Below are 22,866 nucleotides of genomic sequence, written 5' to 3' on the forward strand. Positions count from 1 at the left end.
AATGACCGGCCGGGCCTCCTTGCCGAGCCGGGTCTCCAGCTCGATGGCCAGCCGGTTGCCGATGCCCTGGAAGCGCTCGTGGCCGAACTGGTCGATCTCGCCCTTGGCGTACGGCATGGAGCCCTCCGCCGGGTGCGCGCCCTCGGCCACGCAGATGACCGCGAACTTCTTGCCGCGCGCGAAGCGCTCCTCGACCATCTTCACCAGGTCCTCCACCTCGAAGCGGCGCTCGGGGAGGCAGATGCCGTGCGCGCCGCCCGCCATTCCGGACTCCAGCGCGATCCAGCCCGCGTGCCGGCCCATCACCTCGACGACCATGACCCGCTGGTGCGATTCGGCGGTGGTCTTGAGACGGTCTATGGCGTCGGTGGCGACACCCACCGCGGTGTCGAAGCCGAAGGTCCGGTCGGTGGCGGAGATGTCGTTGTCGATGGTCTTGGGGACGCCGACGACGGGCATTCCGGCGTCCGACAGCATCCGGGCGGCGGTGAGGGTGCCCTCGCCGCCGATCGGGATGAGGGCGTCCATGCCGTAACGGCGGCTCAGCTCGGCGCAGTTCTCGGCGGCCTCGCGCAGCCGGTCGCGCTCCAGCCGGGCCGAGCCGAGAATGGTGCCGCCGCGGGCGAGGATGCCGCTGACCGCGTTGAGGTCGAGGGGGCGAAAGTGGCCGTCGAGGAGGCCCTTGAACCCGTCCTCGAAGCCGATGACTTCATCGCCGTGGCCCACCACGGCGCGGTGCACGACCGACCGGATCACTGCGTTCAGACCTGGGCAGTCGCCGCCTGCGGTGAGAATTCCGATGCGCATCGTGCCTTGTCTCCTGCTCGCTAGTGCCGTGCATTTCGGGGGACGTCCACAGAATCCCCCGTACCGTGAGCCACGACGATTGTCCCATGCCAGGTCCGGACCTGGTGCTCCCCCTCGCCCCGGCACGGGGGCCTCGCCCGGCGGGCGACGCCTCGGCCCCCGCGGGTATCGTCAACATGGCAATACCATCCCAAACCGAAATTGGACGGGAGAACACGCGTGACGCGCAGCGTGTACGTGACCGGGATCGACCGGGGAGACGGCCGGCAGGTCGTCGATCTGGGAGTCATGGAGCTTCTGACGCGTCAGGTGGACCGGGTCGGGGTGTTCCGGCCGCTCGTCCACGACGGCCCCGATCGGCTGTTCGAACTGCTGCGGGCCCGCTACCGGCTCTCCCAGGACCCCGGGTCGGCGTACGGGCTGGACTACCACGAGGCCTCCGCGCTCCAGGCGGAACAGGGCACGGACGAGCTGGTCTCCCGGCTGGTCGACCGGTTCCATCAGGTGGCCCAGAAGTACGAGGTGGTGCTGGTGCTCGGCACCGACTTCGCCGCCACCCAGCTCCCCGACGAGCTGGCGCTCAACGCCCGGCTGGCCAATGAGTTCGGCGCCTCGGTGATCGCGGTGGTCGGCGGGAAGGGCCAGACCGCGGAGTCGGTGCGGGCCGAGACCCGCAACGCCTACCGCGCGTACGCCGGGCTGGGCTGCGACGTGGTCGCGATGATCGTGAACCGGGTGGCGGCCGAGGACCGCGACGCCATCGCGGAGCGGCTGACGGCCACGCTGCCCGTCCCCTGTTCGGTCCTGCCCGACGACGCGGCGCTCTCCGCGCCGACCGTCGCCCAGATCACCGCGGCGCTCGGCGGCACGGTGCTGCTCGGCGACGACTCCGGGCTGGCGAGGAACGCGCTGGACTTCGTCTTCGGCGGCGCGATGCTGCCGAACATGCTGAACGCGCTGACGCCGGGCTGCCTGGTGGTCACGCCCGGGGACCGGGCCGACCTGGTGGTCGGCTCGCTGGCCGCGCACAGTGCCGGGACGCCGCCCATCGCGGGGCTGCTGCTGACCCTGGACGAGCGCCCCGGCGAGGAGATACTCAGGCTGGCCGCGCGACTCGCACCGGGCACCCCGGTCGTGTCGGTGGCCGACGGATCCTTCCCCACCGCGGCCCGGCTCTTCGGCCTGGAGGGCAAGCTGAACGCCGCGACGCCCCGCAAGGCGGAGACCGCGCTGGGCCTCTTCGAGCGCCATGTGGACACCGGCGCCCTGCTGGAGCGGATCTCGGTGGCCCGCAGCGGCCGCGTCACCCCGATGATGTTCGAGCACGAACTGCTGGAGCAGGCCCGCGCCGACCGTCGCCGGGTCGTCCTGCCGGAGGGCACCGAGGAGCGGGTGCTGCGCGCCGCCGACGTACTGATGCGCCGCGACGTCTGCGAGCTCACCCTGCTCGGCGACCCCGACGTCATCCGTAAGAAGGCCGCCGACCTCGGCATCGATCTCGCCGGTGCGCAGCTCGTCGACCCGCAGACCTCCGAGCTGCGCCAGACCTTCGCCGAGCGGTACGCCCAGCTGCGGGCCCACCGCGGGGTCACGGCCGAGCTGGCGTACGACGTCGTCGCGGACGTCAACTACTTCGGCACCCTGATGGTCCAGGAGGGGTTCGCGGACGGCATGGTCTCCGGGGCCGTGCACTCCACCGCGGCGACGATCCGCCCGGCTTTCGAGATCATCAAGACCAAGCCGGACGCCTCGATCGTCTCCTCCGTCTTCTTCATGTGCCTCGCCGACAAGGTGCTGGTGTACGGCGACTGCGCGGTCAATCCGGACCCGGACGCGGAGCAGCTCGCCGACATCGCGGTGCAGTCGGCGGCCACCGCCGCCCGGTTCGGCGTGGACCCGCGGATCGCGATGCTGTCGTACTCGACGGGGACCTCGGGCTCGGGCGCCGATGTCGACAAGGTGCGCGCGGCGACCGACCGGGTCCGCGCGAGCCGGCCGGATCTGCGGATCGAGGGCCCGATCCAGTACGACGCCGCGGTGGAGCCGAGCGTCGCCGCGACGAAGCTGCCCGGCTCCGAGGTGGCGGGCCAGGCGACGGTGCTGATCTTCCCGGACCTGAACACCGGCAACAACACCTACAAGGCCGTGCAGCGCTCGGCCGGCGCGGTGGCCGTCGGGCCGGTGCTCCAGGGGCTGCGGAAGCCCGTCAACGACCTGTCCCGCGGCGCGCTCGTCCAGGACATCGTCAATACCGTGGCCATCACGGCGATCCAGGCACAGGGCAAGGAGTGAACCGGATGACCACCCCGACCACCGCGGGTTCCAGCACGCCGGGCGCGTACCGCGTGCTGGTCCTCAACTCCGGCTCCTCGTCGGTGAAGTACCAGCTGCTGGACATGAGCGACCGCACCCGGCTCGCGGTGGGGCTGGTCGAGCGGATCGGCGAGGAGACCTCACGTCTGGTGCACACCCCGCTGACCGGCGGCGGCGCCGAGCAGCGCGAGCGGATCGGCCCGGTCGCCGACCACGAGGCGGCGCTGAAGGCGGCGGCGCAGGAGCTGGCGGCCGACGGGCTGGGCCTGGACTCCCCGCAGCTGGCGGCGATCGGCCACCGGGTGGTGCACGGCGGGCTGCGGTTCACCGAGCCCGTGGTGATCGACGACGAGGTGCTGAAGGAGATCGAGCGCCTGGTCCCGGTGGCCCCGCTGCACAATCCGGCGAACATCACCGGCATCCTCACCGCCCGGGCCCTGCGGCCGGACCTTCCGCAGGTGGCGGTCTTCGACACGGCCTTCCACACGACGATGCCGGAGTACGCGGCGCGGTACGCGATCGACACCGAGACCGCCGACGCGCACCGCATCCGGCGCTACGGATTCCACGGCACCTCGCACGCGTATGTCTCCCGCAAGGCCGCCGAGCTGCTGGAACGTACCCCCGAGGAGGTCAATGTCATCGTGCTGCACCTGGGCAACGGCGCCTCGGCGTCGGCGGTGGCCGGCGGCCGGTGCGTGGAGACCTCGATGGGGCTGACCCCCTTGGAGGGGCTGGTGATGGGCACCCGCTCCGGGGACATCGATCCGGCCGTCACCTTCCATCTGATGCGCGTCGCGGGGATGTCGGCGGACGAGGTCGACGCCCTGCTCAACAAGAAGAGCGGCCTGGTCGGGCTCTGCGGCGACAACGACATGCGGGAGATCCGGCGCCGGATCGACGAGGGCGACGAGCGCGCGGCGCTGGCGTTCGACATCTATGTGCACCGGCTGAAGAAGTACATCGGCGCCTATTCGGCGGTCCTCGGCCGGGTGGATGCCGTGGCGTTCACGGCGGGGGTCGGGGAGAACTCGGCACCGGTGCGGGAGGCTGCCATCGCCGGTCTGGAGGAGCTCGGACTGGCGGTGGACGCGGATCTGAACGCCGTACGGTCCGACGAGCCCCGGCTGATCTCGCCGGACTACGCGCGGGTCGCGGTGGCCGTGGTGCCGACGGACGAGGAGCTGGAGATCGCCGTACAGACCTTCGCGCTCGTCGGGCAGGCCCACGACCCCCTCGGACAGGCCCACAACTGAGCACCCCCGCGCCCCTTTGTACCTTCCGCCAGACGGAATATTCCGTAGCGAAACAAACCGATAGGATCCGCCTCATGCGCCGTTCCAAAATCGTCTGCACACTCGGTCCCGCCGTCGACTCCCACGAGCAGCTCGTCGCTCTGATCGAGGCCGGCATGAGCGTGGCCCGCTTCAACTTCAGTCACGGCAGCCACGAGGAGCACCAGGGTCGTTACGACCGGGTCCGCAGGGCCGCCGCCGAGACCGGGCGGGCGATCGGTGTGCTCGCCGACCTCCAGGGCCCCAAGATCCGTCTGGCGAAGTTCGCCGAGGGGCCCGTCGAGCTGGTCCGCGGGGACGAGTTCACCATCACCGCCGAGGACGTCCCCGGCGACAAGTCGATCTGCGGCACGACCTACAAGGGCCTGCCCGGCGATGTCGCCAAGGGCGACCCGATCCTGATCAACGACGGCAACGTCGAGCTGAAGGTCGTCGCGGTCGAGGGCCCCCGGGTGAAGACCATCGTCATCGAGGGCGGTGTCATCTCCGACCACAAGGGCATCAACCTGCCCGGCGCGGCGGTCAACGTCCCGGCCCTGTCCGAGAAGGACGTCGACGACCTGCGGTTCGCCCTGCGGATGGGCTGCGACCTGGTGGCGCTGTCCTTCGTGCGGGACGCGGACGACGTCAAGGACGTCCACAAGGTGATGGACGAGGAGGGCCGCCGGGTCCCCGTCATCGCCAAGGTCGAGAAGCCGCAGGCCGTCGAGCACATGGAGGGCGTCGTCATGGCGTTCGACGGTGTGATGGTCGCCCGTGGTGACCTGGCCGTCGAGTACCCGCTGGAGAAGGTCCCGATGGTGCAGAAGCGCCTGGTGGAGCTCTGCCGGCGGAACGCCAAGCCGGTGATCGTCGCGACCCAGATGATGGAGTCGATGATCACCAACTCGCGGCCGACCCGCGCCGAGGCGTCCGACGTCGCCAACGCGATCCTGGACGGCGCGGACGCGGTCATGCTGTCGGCCGAGTCCAGCGTGGGCGCGTACCCGATCGAGACCGTCAAGACGATGTCGAAGATCGTCGTGGCCGCCGAGGAGGAGCTGCTCTCCAAGGGCCTGCAGCCGCTGGTGCCGGGCAAGAAGCCCCGTACCCAGGGCGGTTCGGTGGCCCGTGCGGCGTGCGAGATCGCGGACTTCCTGAACGGCAAGGCACTGGTCGCCTTCACCAAGTCCGGTGACACGGCCCGCCGGCTCTCCCGCTACCGCGCGGCCCAGCCCATCCTGGCCTTCACCACGGACGAGTCCACCCGCAACCAGCTCGCCCTGAGCTGGGGCGTCGAGGCCCACGTCGTGCCGCACGTGGACAACACCGACGCGATGGTCGACCTGGTCGACGGCGAGCTGCTGAAGCTCGGCCGCTACAACGAGGGCGACACCATGGTCATCACGGCCGGCTCGCCCCCCGGCATCCCCGGCACCACCAACATGGTCCGGGTGCACCACGTCGGCGGCGGCAGCCGCGACTGACCCGTCCGTCACCCCTGAGCAACGACCGTGGGCCGCACTCCTCGGGAGTGCGGCCCACGGCCCTGTGCGGCTCCCGGACGGGACCGTGCCGGCTAGCTGTTGCCACCGGTGAAGTAGTTGTGCAGGCCGGGGACCTTGAGCGAGCCGCCGAACTGGCCGGCCTGGGTCACCTTGACCTTGGTGAAGAAGGCGAAGGGCACGTTCAGCGGAGGCGGTGTCTCCGGGCTGAACGTCACCGGGATGAGGCCGAAGAGGTTGCCCTTCAGCTCCTCCGTGTACATCGTCACCGTGCCGTTGCGGATGGTGGACTTGGAGCCCTTCCGCGCCTCGACATGGGTCGTCGTACCGGCCGGACCCACCGTCTTCTGGTGGAGGTTGTCGATGTCGATGGAGCTCGCGGTGAACTTCAGCGCCTTCTTGACCTTGCCGTCGTACGTCTTCACCTCGACGATGCCCTTGTAGTCGAGCCCGTTGAGGGTGAGCATCGAGCTCTCCAGGATCCACGGGTCGGTCGGGAGCAGCGGGATGCCCGTCTCCAGATCGGCCGCGGCCAGCGCCTTGGGGTCGGCGGTGGGGCACGGGAAGCGCTCCTTGGCGCCGTCCGGGATGTCCTCGTCCTTCTTGGCGTCGAGCCCCTTGACGCTGTCGTCGAGCTCCTTGACCGACTTGCCGGCCTGGCCGGCCGCCTCGCGGATGGCGTCGGCCGTCTTGTCGGCCGTCTCCTTCGCGGCGTCGGTGGCCTTCTCGACGGGCTTCTTCGCCGGCTTCTCGGCGGTGTCGGTCGCCGAAGGCTTCGGGGACGCGGTGCTCGCGCTCGGGGACGGGCTCGCCGTCTCCTTGTCCGGTCCGTCGAAGAGGTCCCTGAGCGCGTCGCCGACGCCCAGCGGGTCGAGCGGGTTCCTCGTCTTCGTGGGGGTGGGCGAGGCGCTCGGCGTGGCGGCCGGTGCGTCGGCCTCGGCGGCCTCCGTCTTCGCCTCCGGCTTCACCGATTCGCTCGCGGACGGGGTCGCCGAGGGCTTCGGGGTCGCCGATGCGCCCTTGTCACCGGAGTCGGTGGCGGACGGCGACGGGGACGCCGGCTTCGACGCGGACGGCGACGGCTCTTCGCTCGGCTCGTCGGAGCGGGTCACGCAGGGGCCGGGCGCGAAGGGAATGTCGGAACTGTCGTCGGCCAGCGCGAGCTTGGGCGTGAGCCCCATGCCCACGAAGACGGCGGTCGGCATAGCGGCGAGCGCGAACGCCTTGCCCGCGGGAATGTGCAGCTTCGTCAGCAAGGACTTCCTGGGGGCCGCGTGGCGCGGTCCGCCTCTCGTCCCGGAATCCTCCCCGGGCGAGTTCAGCTGCCTCTCGTCACCCCGCACGATGCCTCCCGCCGTCGACCTCAACTGTCGTGTCGTACTGCTCCGGCTGCTGCTGGGGCACCGCTGCCGTGCTGTGGAACTCGGATCCGGGCTCCTGCGTACCGAGGACGGCCCCGGACTTCTCCCCCGCCGCGCCGGCCGGCGCGAGGTCCGGCTTCGGCTCGCCCGGGGCCCAGGAGACGGAGAGCGCGCCGCCCAGCAGCGCGAACAGGAAGCCGACCAGGAAGCCGCCGATGTTGGCGACCGGTATCGAGATCAGCGCCAGCAGGATCGCGGCGACTCCGGCGAAAACTCTCACGATGTGGTGGAACCACATGGTGAGGCCCAGCGTGACGAGCAGGATCCCGATGATCAGGGAACCGGCACCGGCAGTGGTGGACATCGCCAGTGTGACGTTGCCGAGGTGCATGTTGGCGTACGGAAAATAAGCGATGGGTAGACCACCCACCATGGTGAACAGGCCCGCCCAGAACGGCCGGTTACCCCGCCAGGTGCGGAATCTCCGCCAGAAGACGCGGAGGTAGTGCTCGTTCTGCCCTGTGGACTCGGGGCTCATGGAAAACAGCTCCCTGGAACCGGTACTGCTGTGAGAAGAGAAGAGGTGGGCGGCCGGAGTCCCCTCGGGAGCGCTCCGGCCACCCGGCGGGTGCTTAGTAGCACTCCTTGACGCCACTGTGCAGCCGCAGGCTCAGGTTGCTGAGCTTGAAGGTGCCGGCGGTGGTCGCCCATGCCGTCTGCTTCACGTTGGTCAGCGTCGCCGTCTTGGCGCGCTGCGCGAAGCCGTTGGGGTTGACGGCCTTCTCGGTACCGGCCTGGATGCCGGGCTTGCCCATGGCTCCCGCGGCGACACCGATGTCGATGTGCTCGAAGTACGCGTCGGCGTCGAGCTCGGCGACATCGAGGTACAGGTTGGTCGCCTCGACCGGCTTCTCCGGGTCGGTACCCGCCTTCAGCTGGAGCGTGACGCTGCCCAGACCGAACGGGAGGTTCGGAGTGACCACCGACTGGCACATGTTGGTGATCGTGGCATCGCTGAAGCCGGACACGGCAACGGCGTGGGCCCCGTTCTTGCCCTCGGGGTCCATACCCGTGGCGACGGAGCCGTACTGCACGAAGTCATGGCCGACGAGCTTGTCCGCACGCACCTTGAAGCTCTGGCCGGACACGCTGAAGGACGCCGCGAGGGCACCCTGCGCGAGACCGACACCCACCGCCGCGGTCGCGACGACGCTCGGCACCATGACCAGAGCGAAACGCTTCCATCTGGTGCCGCCACGAACCTGGGAACTCATAATTTTCCTCCTTCTCGGACGTACATCTCCGGTCCGGGCCTGGGCCCGTCCTGGGATGGGAGAAGTGCTACGTCCTCGGCAAGGAGAGCGCCCGCGGACGGAGGCATGAACCGCGTCCGAATCACCGGCGATCACCCCCGAGCGACAACCACTGGCCACGCATTCGCGCAACCTGTATCGGACAGGCCCTGCCGGACGACAGGAACCCCCCTGTCCGGAGCCCGCGTCACTGCCGCCGGCCCACTCGGTGGGGACCCAACAGGGCCGCCGCACCGACTGGCAGCCGGGCTGGCGTTATTGGACCGAGCGTGGCCGATCGTGGTGCATTCCCGCCCGTGACACAAGGGGGTTCGTTACTCGCTAGTAACGGCCCGATAACCGATGCGCGACCGGCTGGTACCGCCCGGCCACACAAGGTAGCGCCGAGGCGAAGGACGAAAGGGCGGATCGGTGCGCCAATGCGGACAGATCCCAGTGCTTGATTTACTGCGAGTAACAGGCCCTTGCTTTATCAAGATTTGGTAAAGCAGAGGCGTCTCTTATCGCCCGGACGCGAAAACGGCCGCGGTACCCGGCGGGGTACCGCGGCCGCTTGTCACATCAGAACAAGACCCGCGCCAGCGCGGTACGCGCGGCACCGACCCGCGGATCGTCGGGGCCGATCACCTCGAACAGCTCCAGCAGCCGCACCCGCGCGGCGTCCCGGTCGTCACCGAAATTGCGCCGCACCGTCTCGACGAGCCGGCCGAAGGCGTCCTCGACATGACCGCCGACCAGATCCAGATCGGCGGCGGCGAGTTGCGCCGGGACATCGGCCGGGTTCGCGGCGGCCTCCTCGCGCACCCGCTGGGCGTCCATGTCCTTGACCCGGGAGAGGAGTTCGGCCTGGGCGAGGCCGAGCTTGGCCTCGGTGTTGGCCGGGTCGTCGGACAGGACGTTCCGGTACGCCTGGACGGCACCGGCGAAGTCGTCGGCGTCCAGGGCGCGCACGGCCGATTCGAGCAGGGCGTCGTACGGCCCGGCGGGCACCTCGGCCGGGGCCCGGTCGGCGCTCTCGTCGGCGGCGTCCTGGTCGACCACGATCCCGGTGAGCCCGAACCGTTCCTCGCCGACCTGGATCAGCTGGTCCAGCGTCTGGCGGATCTGGGCCTCGGGGGCCGCACCCTGGAAGAGCGGGAGGGCCTGCCCGGCGACGACGGCGAAGACCGCCGGGATGCCCTGGATGCCGAACTGCTGCATCAGCATCTGGTTGGCGTCGACATCGACCTTGGCCAGCACGAAGCGGCCGTTGTACTCATGGGCCAGGCGCTCCAGGAGCGGGCCCAGCTGCTTGCACGGCTCGCACCACTCGGCCCAGAAGTCGATGACGACCGGGACCTCGGCGGAACGCTGCAGGACATCGTTCTCGAAGCCCGCCTCATCGACATCGATCACCAGGGCGGACGGCGGCACGGCACCGCCGCCACCCTGCCGGGAGGCCTCGGCACGGGCCTGCTCCGCCTTCACCTTGGCCTCGCCGGCCGCCTTCACCGCGGCGAGGTCGACGACGCCGCTCATGGACATGTTCCTAGGCTGCATGCGTACATCCTCCCCCCTTGGCGCACCGATCCGGAAAGCGATACCGGAACCGCGCCCGTCCGCCACCCCCGCCGGTGTGCGGGGTACATGGACGGACACGGTCCGAGGGCCCCTGAAAGACCCGTTTCGGCGCCGGGTCCCCACCCGGTGCCTGTGGCTGTCATTCGGTTGCGGCGTCACGACGGCATGGCCGTCGTCCTTACGCTACGACCCGTAGCGTAACTGCCGCCCACCCCTCGCGCACAGGTGCGATCGGTGATCTGTCTCACCACGATCGGGACCGGCCGGTTCTACTTACTGACCGGTATGGTCACGGCATGCTGAGCCGCAGCCACCCCAAACCCCCTCGAACGGGACGTCCGCGCAGTGCCGCGGCCGATGAAGCGATCCTGGAGGCGACCCGGGCCTCGCTGGTCGACCTCGGCTGGTCGAAGCTGACGATGAGCGATGTGGCGACGCGGGCCGGAGTGGCCAAGACGACCCTGTACCGGCGGTGGGCGGGCAAGAACGAGCTGGTCGTGGACGCCGTAGCGGTCCTCTTCGACGAGCTGGAACTGCCCGATCTGGGCAGCCTGTCGGCCGATGTGCAGGCGGTGGTGCTGCAGTTCGCGGCGCTGCTGGAACGGCCGGAGACCCAGACGGCGCTGATGGCGGTGGTCGCGGAGTCGACGCGCGACGAGGCGCTGCGGACCCGGATCCGCGACTCGATCGTGGACCGGCAGAAGCGGCTGGTGCTCCAGGGCCGTCAACGGGCGCAGGAGCGCGGGGAGTTGCCCGTCGAGCAGGACGAGGACGCGGCGTCGACCACCGCCGACCTGATCTTCGACGTGATCGCCGGCGCGGTCGTGCACCGGGCCCTGGTGAGCGCCGAGCCGGTGGACGCGGACTGGGCCCGGCGCTTCACCGTGCTGCTGCTCACGGGGCTGGGGGCTGCGGCCTCCGCCTAGGACATGCCGAAGGGCCCAGGACATGCCGAAGGGGCGGGACGGCCGCGCCGCCCCGCCCCCGGCCGTACCGGCCGCGTCAGAAGCCGGGCGGCTCCGTGTAGCTGCCCCACTCGTCGCGCAGGACGCCGCAGATCTCGCCGAGCGTCGCCTCGGCCCGTACCGCGTCCAGCATCGGGGCGATCATGTTGGAGCCGTCGCGGGCGGCGGCCAGCATCGCGTCCAGCGCCGACTTGACCCGGGCGTCGTCGCGGGCGTCCTTGCGGCCGCCGAGCACCCGGACCTGCTCGCGCTCGACCTCGTGGCTGACCCGCAGGATCTCCAGGTCGCCGGTGACCGAGCCGTGGTGGACGTTGACGCCGACGACCCGCTTGTCGCCCTTCTCCAGCGACTGCTGGTAGCGGAAGGCGGACTCGGCGATCTCGCCGGTGAACCAGCCGTCCTCGATGCCGCGCAGGATGCCGGAGGTGATCGGGCCGATGGGGTGCTGCCCGTCCGGGTGGGCCCGGGTGCCGCGCTCCTTGATCTGCTCGAAGGTCTTCTCTGCGTCGGCCTCGATCCGGTCGGTGAGCTGCTCGACGTACCAGGAACCGCCCAGCGGGTCCGCCACGTTGGCGACGCCGGTCTCCTCCATCAGCACCTGCTGGGTGCGCAGGGCGATCTCGGCGGCCTGTTCGGAGGGGAGCGCCAGGGTCTCGTCGAGGGCGTTGGTGTGCAGCGAGTTGGTGCCGCCGAGGACCGCGGAGAGCGCCTCGACCGCGGTGCGTACGACGTTGTTGTACGGCTGCTGGGCGGTGAGCGAGACACCGGCGGTCTGGGTGTGGAAGCGGAGCCACTGCGCCTTGTCGGTCTTCGCGCCGTACGTCTCCTTCATCCAGCGGGCCCAGATCCGGCGGGCGGCACGGAACTTGGCGATCTCCTCGAAGAAGTCGAGGTGCGCGTCGAAGAAGAAGGAGAGGCCGGGCGCGAAGGTGTCGACGTCCAGGCCGCGGGAGAGGCCGAGCTCCACGTAGCCGAAGCCGTCGGCGAGGGTGTACGCCAGCTCCTGCGCGGCCGTCGCCCCGGCCTCGCGGATGTGGTAGCCGGAGACCGAGAGCGGCTTGTAGGCGGGGATGTCGCGGGCGCAGTGCTCCATCAGGTCGCCGATGAGGCGCAGATGGGGCTCGGGCTGGAAGAGCCACTCCTTCTGCGCGATGTACTCCTTGAAGATGTCGGTCTGGAGCGTGCCGTTGAGCACGCCCGGGTCGACGCCCTGGCGCTCCGCGGCGACCAGGTACATGCAGAAGACCGGGACGGCGGGGCCGCTGATCGTCATGGACGTCGTGACATCGCCGAGCGGGATGTCCTTGAAGAGGACCTCCATGTCGGCGGCGGAGTCGATGGCCACGCCGCAGTGCCCGACCTCGCCGAGCGAGCGGGGGTCGTCGGAGTCGCGGCCCATCAGCGTCGGCATGTCGAAGGCGACGCTGAGCCCGCCGCCGCCCGCGGCCAGGATCATCTTGTAGCGCTCGTTGGTCTGCTCGGCGTTGCCGAAGCCGGCGAACTGGCGGATGGTCCAGGTCCGGCCGCGGTAACCGGTCGGATAGAGCCCCCGGGTGAAGGGGTACTCGCCGGGCCAGCCGATCCGCTCGAACCCCTCGTACGTGTCCCCGGGGCGGGGGCCGTACGCGGGCTCCACCGGATCCCCGGAGAGTGTGGTGAAGTCCGCGTCACGCTTGCGGGCCTTGTCGTAACGGGCCTGCCAGCGGCGGCGGCCTTCCTCGATCGCGTCAGCGTCCATACCATCGAATTTACTAGGACGTCCTAGTAAATGTCGATGGCAAACCGCCCTGTGCTTCGCACGGGGCGGTTCGGAGGGCTCTGGGGTCCGGCCGGTCAGGCCTTGGCGGTGGCGGGGGAGCCGTCGACGATCAGCGGCTCGACCTCGCGGACGACCTTGCGCTCGACGAAGAACGCGGCCGTCGGGATGGTGCCGGAGATCAGCACCCAGAGCAGCTTGCCCATCGGCCACTTCGCCTTGGAGCCGAGGTCGAAGGCGAAGATCAGGTAGATGATGTAGAGCACACCGTGGATCTGCGAGACGACGAGCGTCAGGCCCTCGCCCGTCTCGAAGCCGTACTTGAAGACCATGCAGGTGCAGAGCACCAGCAACATGACGGCGGTGACGTAGGCCATCACCCGGTACCGGGTCAGCACACTGCGTTTCATGGCATCGAGCCTAACCGGGCGGCCGGGGCGATCTTGCAGCGGGCCGGGCTCTCGAAACGCCGTTCTACGCCTCTTCGAAGTCCTGGGCGGCGATCCGCAACGGGCGCAGCATCGCGAAGATCTCCGCGCACTCCTCGGCGTCGTACGCACCGAGCCCGAACTCCATGGCGACCAGGTCCCCGGTGGCCGCCTCGACGACCTCGCGGCCCTTGTCGGTGATGGAGGCGAGGGTGCCGCGGCCGTCGTTGGGGTTGGGGCGCTTGGCGACCAGGCCGGAGCGCACCAGCCGGTCCACGGTGTTGGTGACGGAGGTGGGGTGGACCATGAGCCGCTCGCCGATCTTGGACATCGGCAGCTCGCCGGCCTTGGAGAAGGTGAGCAGCACCAGTGCCTCGTACCGGGCGAAGGTCAGTCCGTACGGCTTGACGACCGCGTCGACCTCGGCGAGCAGGATCTGCTGGGCGCGCATGATCGAGGTGATCGCCCCCATGGAGGGCACGGGACCCCAGCGCTGCTGCCAGAGTTCGTCGGCGCGGGCGATGGGATCGAAGGGAAGACTGAGCGGCTTCGGCACGGCACCGACCTTACCCACTGGTCATATGCTGGTCAGCCTCGTCTCGAACTTCGGTCCGAATACGGTCGGCGGGGGCGGTTCTCCGGACCTCCGGGACGAGCAGCAGTACACAGATCGCGCCGGCTCCGGCGATCACCTGATGTACGGGGAGGAACTCGGCGGCGAGTCCGGCGACACCAGGTGCTGTACGAGCGGACTCCGCCCAGGATCGCCCTGGCGGTACCGGAGCACGGCGGGCAGGAATGAGACGGGCCCCCGGCCGGGTGGGGCCAGGGGCTCGTCGTCGGGTACGGGGCGGACCGGCGTCACTGCGCCAGGTACCGCTCCACCGTCTCGACCTTGGAGGTCAGACCGTCGGTGACACCCGGGCGGATGTCGGCCTTGAGCACGAGGGAGACCCGTCCGGCACGTGCCTCGACGGCGGCGACGGCCCGCTTGACGACGTCCATGACCTCGTCCCACTCCCCCTCGATGGAGGTGAACATGGCGTCCGTGCGGTTGGGCAGCCCGGACTCGCGGACGACCCGGACGGCGTCGGCGACGTACTCGCCGACGTCCTCGCCGACACCCAGCGGGCTGACCGAGAACGCGACGATCATGCGCTGACCACGCCCTCGCGACGGGCGCGGGCGGCGATGACGCCGTCGGCCTCGTAGCGCTTGAGCAGCTTGTCGCCGTACAGCCCGCCGAAGGGCAGGAGCGCGAGCAGGAAGAAGAGCGCGACGCGCTTCAGCGGCCACTTGGTCTTGGCCCAGACGTCGAGCAGCAGCACGGCGTAGATCACGAAGAGCACGCCGTGCAGGATGCCGAGCGGCATCATCAGGAAGTCGATGTCGGAGACCCGGCTGAGGACCGAGCCGAAGATGATCAGTGCCGGGAAGGAGAGCGCCTCGGGAATCGAGATGAGGCGCAGCCGGTGCAGGGCGGTAGCGGTCTTGATGTCCACGGGGGCACCTTCGGTGGGAGGACGGTGACAGCTTGTGAATACAGGCACAAGCGACCCCATTGTGACATCGGCGCGGGCGGCCCACGGCGCCGGGGGCCGGATACCGGGGACCGTGCGCACCGGGTCATACGTCCCGGTTGCGTACGCATCAGGTACCGGATGCGTATCAGGGGCCGTTCGGGGCGGGGGATCCTCCTTCGGACCCTGTCCGGGCCGGGGGGCCTGCCGTTAACGTCGCTCCGTGGCAATGTTCCGACTCCAAGGCAGCAGAACGCTCGCCGTCGACCTGGCCGGTGACGCCGTCAAGGCGAAGAACGGCTCCATGGTCGCCTACGACGGCCGGATGACGTTCAAGAAGATGACCGGCGGCGGTGACGGGCTGCGCGGCATGGTGACCCGGCGGCTGACCGGCGAGCAGATGTCCGTGATGGAGGTGACCGGCCAGGGCACCTGTTACTTCGCGGACCGCGCGAGCGAGATCAGTCTCGTCTCGCTGCACGGCGACAAGCTCCACGTCGAGGCGAGCAATCTGCTGTGCACCGACTCCGGGCTGCGCACCGGCACCACCTTCACCGGGCTGCGCGGCGGGGCGAGCGGCAACGGCCTGTTCACCACCACCGTCGAGGGCACCGGTCAGGTGGCGATCATGTCGGACGGCTCGGCGGTGGCGCTGCGGGTCTCGGCCCAGTACCCGCTGTTCGTCGACCCGGGCGCCTACATCGCCCACCAGGGCAACCTCCAGCAGCACTTCCAGTCGGGGGTGAACTTCCGGACGCTGATCGGCGAGGGCTCCGGGGAGTCCTTCCAGATCCGGTTCGAGGGCGAGGGCGTGGTCTACGTCCAGCCCAGCGAGCGGAACACCATCGGGGGCGATGTCTGATGCCGTTCCGCGAGATCAACTCGAAGATGGTCGAGGCGACGGTGGTTCCCGGCCAGAAGATGTACAGCCAGCGGGGCGCGATGCTCGCCTACCGCGGCGAGGTGTCGTTCACCCCGAACATCCAGGGCGGCCAGGGCGGGCTGATGTCCATGATCGGCCGGCGGGTGGCGGGCGAGGCGACCCCGCTGATGACGGTCGAAGGCAGTGGAACGGTGATGTTCGGCCACGGCGGCCATCACATCCAGGTGATCAACCTGGCCGGCGACACCCTCTACGTGGAGGCCGACCGGCTGCTCGCCTTCGACGGGACGCTCCAGCAGGGCACCATGTTCATGGGCTCGCAGGGCGGCGTGATGGGCATGGTGCGCGGCCAGGTGAGCGGGCAGGGCCTGTTCACCACCACGCTCCAGGGGCACGGCGCGGTCGCGGTGATGGCGCACGGCGGGGTGATCGAGCTGCCGATCGTCCCCGGCCGCGATGTGCATGTGGACCCGCAGGCGTACGTCGCGCACCACGGCGACGTACGGAACAAGCTCTCGACCGCGCTCGGCTGGCGCGACATGGTGGGGCGCGGCTCCGGCGAGGCGTTCCAGCTGGAGCTGAGCGGCAGTGGCGCGGTGTACGTACAGGCCTCGGAGGAGAAGCTGTGAGCACGCCCGTGGTCTTCGACCCGATGACGCTGCCGTCGGACGACAACGTCAACTCGTACACCTTCTGCGTGGAGCTCAAGGGGAGCCAGTGGTTCCTGCAGAAGGGCAAGATGATCGCCTATTACGGGCGGATCGATTTCAACGGCATCGGCCACGGCCGCTTCGAGCGGCTGATCCGTACGAGCTTCCACTCACCGCTGCACGCGAGCGACTGGGTGGTGGCCGAAGGCAGCGGCAAGATGCTGCTCGCGGACCGGGCCTTCGATGTGAACTCCTACGACCTGGACGAGGGGAACCTGACGATCCGGTCGGGCAATCTCCTCGCCTACCAGCCCACCCTGGCACTCAAGCAGTCGATCGTGCCCGGTTTTCTCACCCTGATCGGTACGGGGAAGTTCGTGGCCGCCTCCAACGGCCCGGTGGTCTTCATGGAGCCGCCGCTGCGGGTCGACCCGCAGGCCCTGGTGGGCTGGGCGGACTGCCCCTCGCCGTGCCACCACTACGACCACGGCTACATGACGGGTGTACTGGGCGGGCTACGGTCGCTGACGGGCATCGGGGGCACCTCGGGCGAGGAGCACCAGTTCGAGTTCGTCGGTGCGGGCACGGTGCTGCTCCAGTCGACCGAGGTCCTGATGGCCGAACAGCCCACGGGCGCGGTGCCGGGGCAGCCCGGGGTGCCCCCGGGCGCGGGTCAACCTGGCGCCACCCCCCGTATGCCCGGTCAGCTCGGGGACCTCCAGCGTCGCTTCGGGTTGTGAACGGTAGTCTGCGGAGTGTGACGTCGAACGTCTGCGCCCCGCACCCGGACCCGTCTCCGGACGGGTGCGGACCGTCACACTCCCACTTCGTCCGGCTTTCAACTTCTTAGGTAGAATCCATATATGGAGACCGAGACGGCCACCCGCTGGCTGAACGACGCGGAGCAGTGCGCCTGGCGCACCCACCTGGACGTCAGCAGGCTGCTGATGCATCAGCTGGAGAAGGATCTCCAGCCGTTCGGACTGACCAACAACGACTACGAGATCCTGGTCAACCTCTCGGAGTCGGACGACCAGCGCATGCGGATGAGCGACCTCGCCGCCGCGACGCTGCAGTCCAAGAGCAGGCTCTCGCACCAGATCACCCGCATGGAGACCGCCGGCCTGGTCCGCAGGGAGAACTGCGAGTCCGACCGGCGCGGTCTGTACGCGGTCCTCACCGAGGACGGCGCGGAGACGATGCGCAAGGTGGCACCGCACCACGTGGCGTCGGTCCGCAAGCACTTCATGGACCTGCTGACGCCGGAGGCACTGGCGAACCTGCACGCGGCCCTGACCCCGGTCGCGGAGCACCTGCGGGGACGACGCGGCAAGGTCTGACCGGAACGGGGCGGCGCTCAGCCGGTTCCGGGCAGCCGGAGCACGAAGCGGGCGCCGCCCTCCCGTGCGTCGCCGACCGTGAGCCGGCCCCCGTGCCGGGCGGCGACGTCCCGGGCGATGGCCAGGCCGAGGCCCGCGCCGCCGTCGTCCCGGGTGCGGGCGTCGTCGAGCCGCACGAAACGTTCGAAGATCCGCTCACGCTCCTGCGGCGGCACCCCCGCCCCGTCGTCGGTGACGGCGACGACCACGTCACCACGCTCCGCCGTACGCACCGAGACGGTCACCGCGCTCCGCGCGTGCCGCTGTGCATTGTCGAGCAGATTGCCGATCACCCGCGCCAACTGCCCGCGCGATCCGGCCACTTCGAACTCCCCGGAGTCCGGCACGGACACCGTGACCGGGATCCGGTCGCCGCCGCGCTGCGAGACCTCCTCGCGGACCAGCGCGCCCAGGTCCAGCGCCGTACGCCCCGGCCGCTCCCCCGCGTCCAGCCTGGCCAGCAGCAGCAGATCGGCGGCCAGCGCCTGGAGCCGTACGGTGTCGGCGACCGCGCCCGGCACGTCCAGCAGCTCCGGATGGGCCGCCCCCACCTCCAGCTGGGTGCGCAGCGAGGCGATCGGGCTGCGCAGTTCGTGCGAGGCGTCCGCGACGAACCGGCGCTGCCGCTCCACCGAGGCCTCCAGGGCGGTCAGGGTCTCGTTGGTGGTCCGGGCCAGCCGGGCGACCTCGTCGCGCGAGCCGGGCTCCGGCACCCGCCGGCTCAGGTCCTCGGACGCGGTGATCGCGGCCATCTCGCGCCGGATCCCCTCGACCGGGCGCAGTGCCCGCCGGGTCACCAGCCAGGTCACCCCGGCGACGACCAGCAGCAGCAACGGCAGCCCGATCAGCATCGCGCCGCGCACCGTGCCCACGGCCTCCTGCTCGGCGGCCAGCGGGGCGCCCGCGTGGACGGTCAGGGTCACCCCGGCGGGGGTGGTCGCCTGCACGGACGCGAAGCGGTAGTCGGCCGTCTCGCCGTCGACGGTGGCTGTGCCGTTGCCGAAGTCCGGTTCGCCGGAGTCGACTTCACCGCGGCCGGGGGCGGGGGTGGCGCGGTCGTCGTCATCGCTGCCGTCGTCGCGCCCGTCGCCCCCGTTGTCGTCGCCGCTCCCGCCGCCGGATCCCCCGGCGGTCGGTGACGGGTCCGGGGTGACCCGGTCCGTGCCGGTGCCGGAGATGGCCCGGAGGTCCTTGGAGACGGCGACCACCCGCCCGTCCTCGTCGGTCACCTGGACCGGATGGTCCTCCTCGTCGCGCGTCTCCAGCCGGTCGTACGGCACGTCGAGGGCGAGCTGCCCGGCCACTTCCCGGGCGACCACCTCGGCCTGGAGCCCCGCCTGGTCGGTCAGGTTGGCGCGCAGGACCAGGAGCACGGAGAGCCCGGCGCCGATCAGGGCGAGGGCGACCACCACGGTGGCGCCGAGCGCGGCCCTGGCCCTTACCGACCTCACAGCGCCTCCAGCCGGTACCCGGCGCCGCGCACCGTGCGGATGGCGGCCGCGCCGAGCTTGCGGCGCAGCGCGCTCACGTACACCTCGACGATGTTCGGGTCGCCGTCGTAGGCGAAGTCCCAGACGTGTTCGAGGATGTCCGCCTTGCTCACCACCTGCCCGGACCGCAGCGCGAGCTGTTCCAGCACCGCGAACTCCTTGGTGGTCAGGGTGATCTCGGCCTCGCCGAGGTGGACGCGGCGGGCGGCGGTGTCCATGCGCAGGGCACCGACGGTGACCACCGGCGAGGCGGAGCCGCCGCCCCGGCGCCGCAGCAGTGCCCGGATCCTGGCCACCAGCACGACGTAGGAGAAGGGCTTGGTCAGGTAGTCGTCGGCCCCGGTGTCCAGGCCCTCCGCCTCGTCGTACTCGCCGTCCTTCGCCGTCAGCATCAGGATCGGCGTCTCGTGCCCGGCGGCGCGCAGCGCGGCACAGACCCGGTAGCCGTTCATCCCGGGCAGCATGATGTCGAGGACGACGAGGTCGTACGTCCCCTCGGCGGCCCGGTGCAGCCCTTCGAGGCCGTCGTGGACCACGTCCACGGCGAAGCCCTCGGCGGTGAGCCCCGCGGCCAGGGCCGTCGCGAGCCGCTTCTCGTCCTCCACGATCAACAGGCGCATGCGCACAGGGTCGCAAACCGAACCTGAAGACGCCTTCAGGTGGCTTCAGGCTGCGTTCAGCATCACCCCGGCAATGTGGTCCTCGTCGAAACCGGCCACCCGATCGGGGAGGAACCCTCATGAAGCGCAAGTTCGTCATCGCCGCAGTCACCGCCGCCGTGCTCGTCGGCGGCACGGCGGCCACCGCGGTCGCCTTCGCGGACGACGACAGCCACGACCGCGAAACCCGGTCCAGCGTGAAGAGCGGAGACACCGCCCGGACCGACGTGGCGCAAGCGGTCGCGGCCGCCGTCAAGGCCGTCCCCGGCACGGTCACCGAGGCCGAGCTGGACGACGAGGACGGCGGGCTCGTCTGGGAGCTCGACGTGTACGGCTCCGACAAGGTCCGGCACGACGTGACGGTGGACGCGGGCAACGGCAAGGTGCTCGGCAAGCACACCTCCGACGACGACGGTGACGACGACCGCGACCGGTACGCGCCCCGGTCCGCCCCCGTGTCGCTGAACGCGGCCGTCGACGCCGCGCTGAAGGCGAACCCGGGGACGGTGACCTCGGTCGACCTGGACGACAACGACGACCGGAGCGGCAAGGCGCTGCACTGGGAGGTCGACGTCCGGGGCAAGGACGGCAAGAAGCACGAGCTGAACGTCGACGCGAAGTCGGGCAAGGTGACGGTGGACCGGTCGGACGACGACCACGGGGACGACGACCGTGGCGGGGACGACGACTAGGAAGGCTCAGGGCGCGTGGACGGAGACGACCGTTCCGTCGTCGAAGCCCACGAACATCGCGTCGCCCCGAAGAATCAGCGAGACCGACGCCGGGTCGTGCCGGGCTCCGGGCCCGCCGGGCCACTCGGTGGGCAGGCTTGAGCCCGTGCCGTCCGCCTCCCCAGCGGAGTCCATGGCAAACGCGCCAATCCCTTGTTCGCCCAGGACGACGGCGCTGTCACCGGCCAGGACCGGCGCGCCCGACACGTTCAGCCCCCCGTCGACGTCGTCGTACGTCGCCCAGTACTGCCGCCCGTCGGCCAGACCGAACGCGTACACCCGGGTCCGGCTGCTCACCACCACCTTGCCGTCCCGGGACACGGCGGGACGGTAGGCGATGTCCACACCGGCGGCGACCGAGCGCCGGTTCTGCGGGGCCGTCACATCGACGACCGTCAGGCCGTCCGAGCCCGCGCAGAGGAGTTCCCTGCCCTTCAGGACCGGCGTACGGCAGGTGAGGTCACCGGCACCGATGGCTGCCAGCCGTGCGCCGTCCTCGCCCTTGAGGACGGTGACGCCGTCTCCGACCGCGACGAGCCGGCCGTCCGCGAAGGACAGTTCCGCCTCGTCGGCCGGGTCGCCCCACGGCTTGTCCCACTTGCGGGTCTGCCTGCCGGTGAGCTGGTGGGCGAGGATCCGGGCCGCACCCGTGGCGGCGGCCCTCGTGGCGTAGTAGAGGACTCCGCCCGACTGGACGGAGTCGGTCACCCGGGCACCTTCGGGCAGCGGCTCCCGCCACTTCCGCGCACCGTCGTCCAGGCCGAACGCCACCAGGGCGCCGTCCTGGAAGGCGTAGACGGTGGTACCGATGACGGCGGCCACCGAGGCCGGTCCGCTGCCCGCCCTGCCCGGCTCTGTCCGCCAGCGCTGTTCGCCGTTCGCGGCGTCCAGCACCGTGATGCGCCGCGGACCACCGCAGGCCAGGGACGCGCCCGCCAGCACGCACTTCACCGGTCCGTTCTCAACCTTGGCCTTCCACGCCTTGTAGTCCGCAGGCTTGGCCGAGACGTCCGTGGCAGCCGCCCCGAAGTCCCCGGTGTGGCCGGCGTCCGCACCCGGGATGACGGCCGGCCCCGCCTTCGTCCGCGCGGCGTCCGAGGCGGAAGCGGTCGGCCGCACACCGCCGCCCGCGTTGCCGTCGCCCCCGCCGTCCCCCTCGAAGAGCCCCGGCAGCAGCACCGCCCCCAGCACCACGCACACCGCCGTGGCCACTGCCGCCAACGCGATCCACAGCCCCTTGTTGCCCTGCCGGTCCCCCGGCACTGCCACCGGCACGACCGGCGTCGGGGCGAGGGCGGGCCCGCCGGGGTGCGGGGCACCGGACGGGACCGGAGGCGCGGCGGCCGACGGCGCGGCCGCCTCGACGACGGCGCGCGCCCCCGCCGCGTGCTCCGCGAGCTGCCCCCGGATCGCATCGGTCCAGGGGAAGGGCTCCCCGGCCGCCCGGCCTTCCGACAGCAACATGCCGGCCAGCTGCCGAGGCGTCGGCCTCGCCCCGGCGTCGCGGTGCAGACACTCCTCGATCACGGCACGCAACTGCGGTGGTACGCCGGAGAGTTCGGCCTCGCCCTGGGCGATGCGGAAGATCACGGCAGCCATGTCGGAGTCGTCGAACGGACCCCGACCGGTCGCCGCGAAGGCGAGCACCGCACCGAGGCAGAAGACGTCCGACGCCGGTACCAGCGCCCGTGAGCCGTTGACGTGCTCCGGCGAGATATAGCCGGGGCTGCCCACCACCACTCCGGTGCGGGTGAGCTGGGTGGCGTCGAAGGCCTGGGCGATCCCGAAGTCGATCACCTTCGGGCCATCGGCGCCGAGCAGCACGTTGCCGGGCTTGAGGTCGCGGTGGAGTACGCGCACGGCGTGCATGTCGTCGAGCGCGTGGGCCAGACCGGCGCCCATCTCACGCACCACCGGCTCGGGCATCGGCCCGCCTCGGATCACCGCCTCGGCGAGCGAGGGGCCGGGGACGTACTCGGTCGCCAGCCAGGGCAGCCGGCCGCCCGCGTCACCGCCGACGAGGGCCGCGGTGTGCGGGCTGCGCACGGCGCCCGCCGCGTCGATCTCGCGCCGGAAGCGGATCCGGAAGCCGTCGTCGAGGTCGAGTTCGGCCCGTACGGTCTTCAGCGCGACCAGCCCGCCGAGCGGGTCCGCCGAACCGGCGGGCCGGGCCAGGTACACCTCGCCCATGCCGCCCGCGCCGAGCAGTCCGAGCAGTTGGTAGGGGCCGATCAGCCGGGCGCGGCCGGGCGGAAGCGGCTCGATCACTGTG

At 70.7% G+C, this 22,866-nt stretch carries 22 protein-coding genes and 1 pseudogene; 9 read left to right on the forward strand and 14 right to left on the reverse strand.

From position 1 onward, the window contains the following. Window positions 1-807: ATP-dependent 6-phosphofructokinase (locus tag EES42_RS01770; RefSeq protein ID WP_124717354.1), on the reverse strand; the 807-nt coding region annotated here is incomplete at its 3' end. Window positions 808-1,026: 219 nt separating this feature from the next. Here EES42_RS01770 and pta point away from each other — a divergent pair. The 3 genes from pta (at window position 1,027) to pyk (ending at window position 5,881) form a co-directional block, all read left to right on the forward strand. Further along, window positions 1,027-3,099: a phosphate acetyltransferase gene (pta, locus tag EES42_RS01775; RefSeq protein WP_124716320.1), complete on the forward strand. Its 2,073-nt coding sequence runs from the start codon at window positions 1,027-1,029 to the stop codon at window positions 3,097-3,099. A 5-nt stretch (window positions 3,100-3,104) separates the two neighbouring features. Further along, entirely contained in the window at window positions 3,105-4,376 is a 1,272-nt protein-coding gene (locus EES42_RS01780) for an acetate kinase (RefSeq protein WP_124716321.1), read from the forward strand. Window positions 4,377-4,450: 74 nt separating this feature from the next. Continuing rightward, the gene (gene pyk / locus EES42_RS01785) at window positions 4,451-5,881 is read left to right on the forward strand and encodes a pyruvate kinase (protein ID WP_124716322.1); all 1,431 of its coding nucleotides are present in this window, start codon (window positions 4,451-4,453) and stop codon (window positions 5,879-5,881) included. 92 nt (window positions 5,882-5,973) lie between these two features. Here pyk and EES42_RS01790 read toward each other — a convergent pair whose 3' ends face one another. The 4 genes from EES42_RS01790 to EES42_RS47225 all read right to left on the reverse strand — a co-directional run bounded on the left by EES42_RS01790 (window position 5,974) and on the right by EES42_RS47225 (window position 10,112). Continuing rightward, window positions 5,974-7,242 (reverse strand): hypothetical protein, encoded by a 1,269-nt coding sequence (locus tag EES42_RS01790; protein ID WP_124716323.1) that lies wholly within the window; start codon window positions 7,240-7,242, stop codon window positions 5,974-5,976. Further along, window positions 7,232-7,798, reverse strand: coding sequence for a DUF6114 domain-containing protein (locus EES42_RS01795; RefSeq protein WP_124716324.1), 567 nt, complete (start codon window positions 7,796-7,798; stop codon window positions 7,232-7,234). The genes EES42_RS01790 and EES42_RS01795 overlap by 11 nt, the downstream gene beginning before the upstream one ends. 94 nt (window positions 7,799-7,892) lie before the next feature. Further along, window positions 7,893-8,534, reverse strand: a complete 642-nt coding sequence (locus EES42_RS01800) for a DUF6230 family protein (protein ID WP_124716325.1) — start codon at window positions 8,532-8,534, stop codon at window positions 7,893-7,895. A 600-nt stretch (window positions 8,535-9,134) separates the two neighbouring features. Further along, a complete protein-coding gene (locus tag EES42_RS47225) occupies window positions 9,135-10,112 on the reverse strand; it encodes a tetratricopeptide repeat protein (RefSeq protein ID WP_206433335.1) in 978 nt (325 codons plus the stop codon). 317 nt (window positions 10,113-10,429) lie between these two features. Between EES42_RS47225 and EES42_RS01815 the strand changes: the two genes are divergently transcribed. Next, window positions 10,430-11,059, forward strand: coding sequence for a TetR/AcrR family transcriptional regulator (locus EES42_RS01815; protein ID WP_124716326.1), 630 nt, complete (start codon window positions 10,430-10,432; stop codon window positions 11,057-11,059). A gap of 76 nt (window positions 11,060-11,135) precedes the next feature. On the opposite strand, the gene EES42_RS01820 is transcribed toward EES42_RS01815, so the two are convergent. The 6 genes and pseudogenes from EES42_RS01820 to EES42_RS01845 all read right to left on the reverse strand — a co-directional run bounded on the left by EES42_RS01820 (window position 11,136) and on the right by EES42_RS01845 (window position 14,784). Then, window positions 11,136-12,836, reverse strand: a complete 1,701-nt coding sequence (locus EES42_RS01820) for an acyl-CoA mutase large subunit family protein (protein ID WP_124716327.1) — start codon at window positions 12,834-12,836, stop codon at window positions 11,136-11,138. 95 nt (window positions 12,837-12,931) lie between these two features. Further along, on the reverse strand, window positions 12,932-13,264 hold the full coding sequence (locus EES42_RS01825) for a DUF3817 domain-containing protein (RefSeq protein ID WP_124716328.1): 333 nt from the start codon (window positions 13,262-13,264) through the stop codon (window positions 12,932-12,934). Window positions 13,265-13,328: 64 nt separating this feature from the next. Then, window positions 13,329-13,838: a MarR family winged helix-turn-helix transcriptional regulator gene (locus EES42_RS01830; protein WP_124716329.1), complete on the reverse strand. Its 510-nt coding sequence runs from the start codon at window positions 13,836-13,838 to the stop codon at window positions 13,329-13,331. A gap of 10 nt (window positions 13,839-13,848) precedes the next feature. Then, window positions 13,849-14,013 (reverse strand): annotated as a pseudogene (locus EES42_RS45955) (MFS transporter); the annotation flags it as partial. A 130-nt stretch (window positions 14,014-14,143) separates the two neighbouring features. Then, a complete protein-coding gene (locus tag EES42_RS01840) occupies window positions 14,144-14,437 on the reverse strand; it encodes an MTH1187 family thiamine-binding protein (protein ID WP_018102591.1) in 294 nt (97 codons plus the stop codon). Then, entirely contained in the window at window positions 14,434-14,784 is a 351-nt protein-coding gene (locus tag EES42_RS01845; protein WP_093544066.1) for a DUF3817 domain-containing protein, read from the reverse strand. The genes EES42_RS01840 and EES42_RS01845 overlap by 4 nt, the downstream gene beginning before the upstream one ends. A gap of 247 nt (window positions 14,785-15,031) precedes the next feature. Here EES42_RS01845 and EES42_RS01850 point away from each other — a divergent pair, with 247 nt between their 5' ends. From EES42_RS01850 to EES42_RS01865, 4 genes are all read left to right on the forward strand, one after another. Next, the gene (locus tag EES42_RS01850; RefSeq protein WP_124717356.1) at window positions 15,032-15,664 is read left to right on the forward strand and encodes an AIM24 family protein; all 633 of its coding nucleotides are present in this window, start codon (window positions 15,032-15,034) and stop codon (window positions 15,662-15,664) included. After that, window positions 15,664-16,314 carry an AIM24 family protein gene (locus EES42_RS01855; protein ID WP_124716330.1) on the forward strand — a complete coding sequence of 217 codons (651 nt, stop codon included), beginning with the start codon at window positions 15,664-15,666 and terminating at the stop codon, window positions 16,312-16,314. The genes EES42_RS01850 and EES42_RS01855 overlap by 1 nt, the downstream gene beginning before the upstream one ends. Then, the gene (locus EES42_RS01860; protein WP_124716331.1) at window positions 16,311-17,075 is read left to right on the forward strand and encodes an AIM24 family protein; all 765 of its coding nucleotides are present in this window, start codon (window positions 16,311-16,313) and stop codon (window positions 17,073-17,075) included. The genes EES42_RS01855 and EES42_RS01860 overlap by 4 nt, the downstream gene beginning before the upstream one ends. A gap of 123 nt (window positions 17,076-17,198) precedes the next feature. Beyond that, on the forward strand, window positions 17,199-17,675 hold the full coding sequence (locus tag EES42_RS01865; protein ID WP_124716332.1) for a MarR family winged helix-turn-helix transcriptional regulator: 477 nt from the start codon (window positions 17,199-17,201) through the stop codon (window positions 17,673-17,675). A 17-nt stretch (window positions 17,676-17,692) separates the two neighbouring features. Here the strand turns inward: EES42_RS01865 and EES42_RS01870 are convergent, their stop codons facing one another. Both EES42_RS01870 and EES42_RS01875 read right to left on the reverse strand, forming a co-directional pair. Beyond that, window positions 17,693-19,165 carry a sensor histidine kinase gene (locus tag EES42_RS01870; RefSeq protein WP_124716333.1) on the reverse strand — a complete coding sequence of 491 codons (1,473 nt, stop codon included), beginning with the start codon at window positions 19,163-19,165 and terminating at the stop codon, window positions 17,693-17,695. Next, window positions 19,162-19,824, reverse strand: a complete 663-nt coding sequence (locus EES42_RS01875) for a response regulator transcription factor (protein WP_124716334.1) — start codon at window positions 19,822-19,824, stop codon at window positions 19,162-19,164. The genes EES42_RS01870 and EES42_RS01875 overlap by 4 nt, the downstream gene beginning before the upstream one ends. A 119-nt stretch (window positions 19,825-19,943) precedes the next feature. Here EES42_RS01875 and EES42_RS01880 point away from each other — a divergent pair, with 119 nt between their 5' ends. Continuing rightward, window positions 19,944-20,555 carry a PepSY domain-containing protein gene (locus tag EES42_RS01880; protein ID WP_124716335.1) on the forward strand — a complete coding sequence of 204 codons (612 nt, stop codon included), beginning with the start codon at window positions 19,944-19,946 and terminating at the stop codon, window positions 20,553-20,555. A 6-nt stretch (window positions 20,556-20,561) separates the two neighbouring features. On the opposite strand, the gene EES42_RS01885 is transcribed toward EES42_RS01880, so the two are convergent. After that, complete coding sequence (locus tag EES42_RS01885) at window positions 20,562-22,862, reverse strand: protein kinase domain-containing protein (RefSeq protein WP_124716336.1); 2,301 nt, start codon at window positions 22,860-22,862, stop codon at window positions 20,562-20,564. Window positions 22,863-22,866 lie beyond the last annotated feature (4 nt).

It is taken from the genome of Streptomyces sp. ADI95-17 (assembly GCF_003846175.1).
GTDB classification, from domain to species: domain Bacteria; phylum Actinomycetota; class Actinomycetes; order Streptomycetales; family Streptomycetaceae; genus Streptomyces; species Streptomyces sanglieri.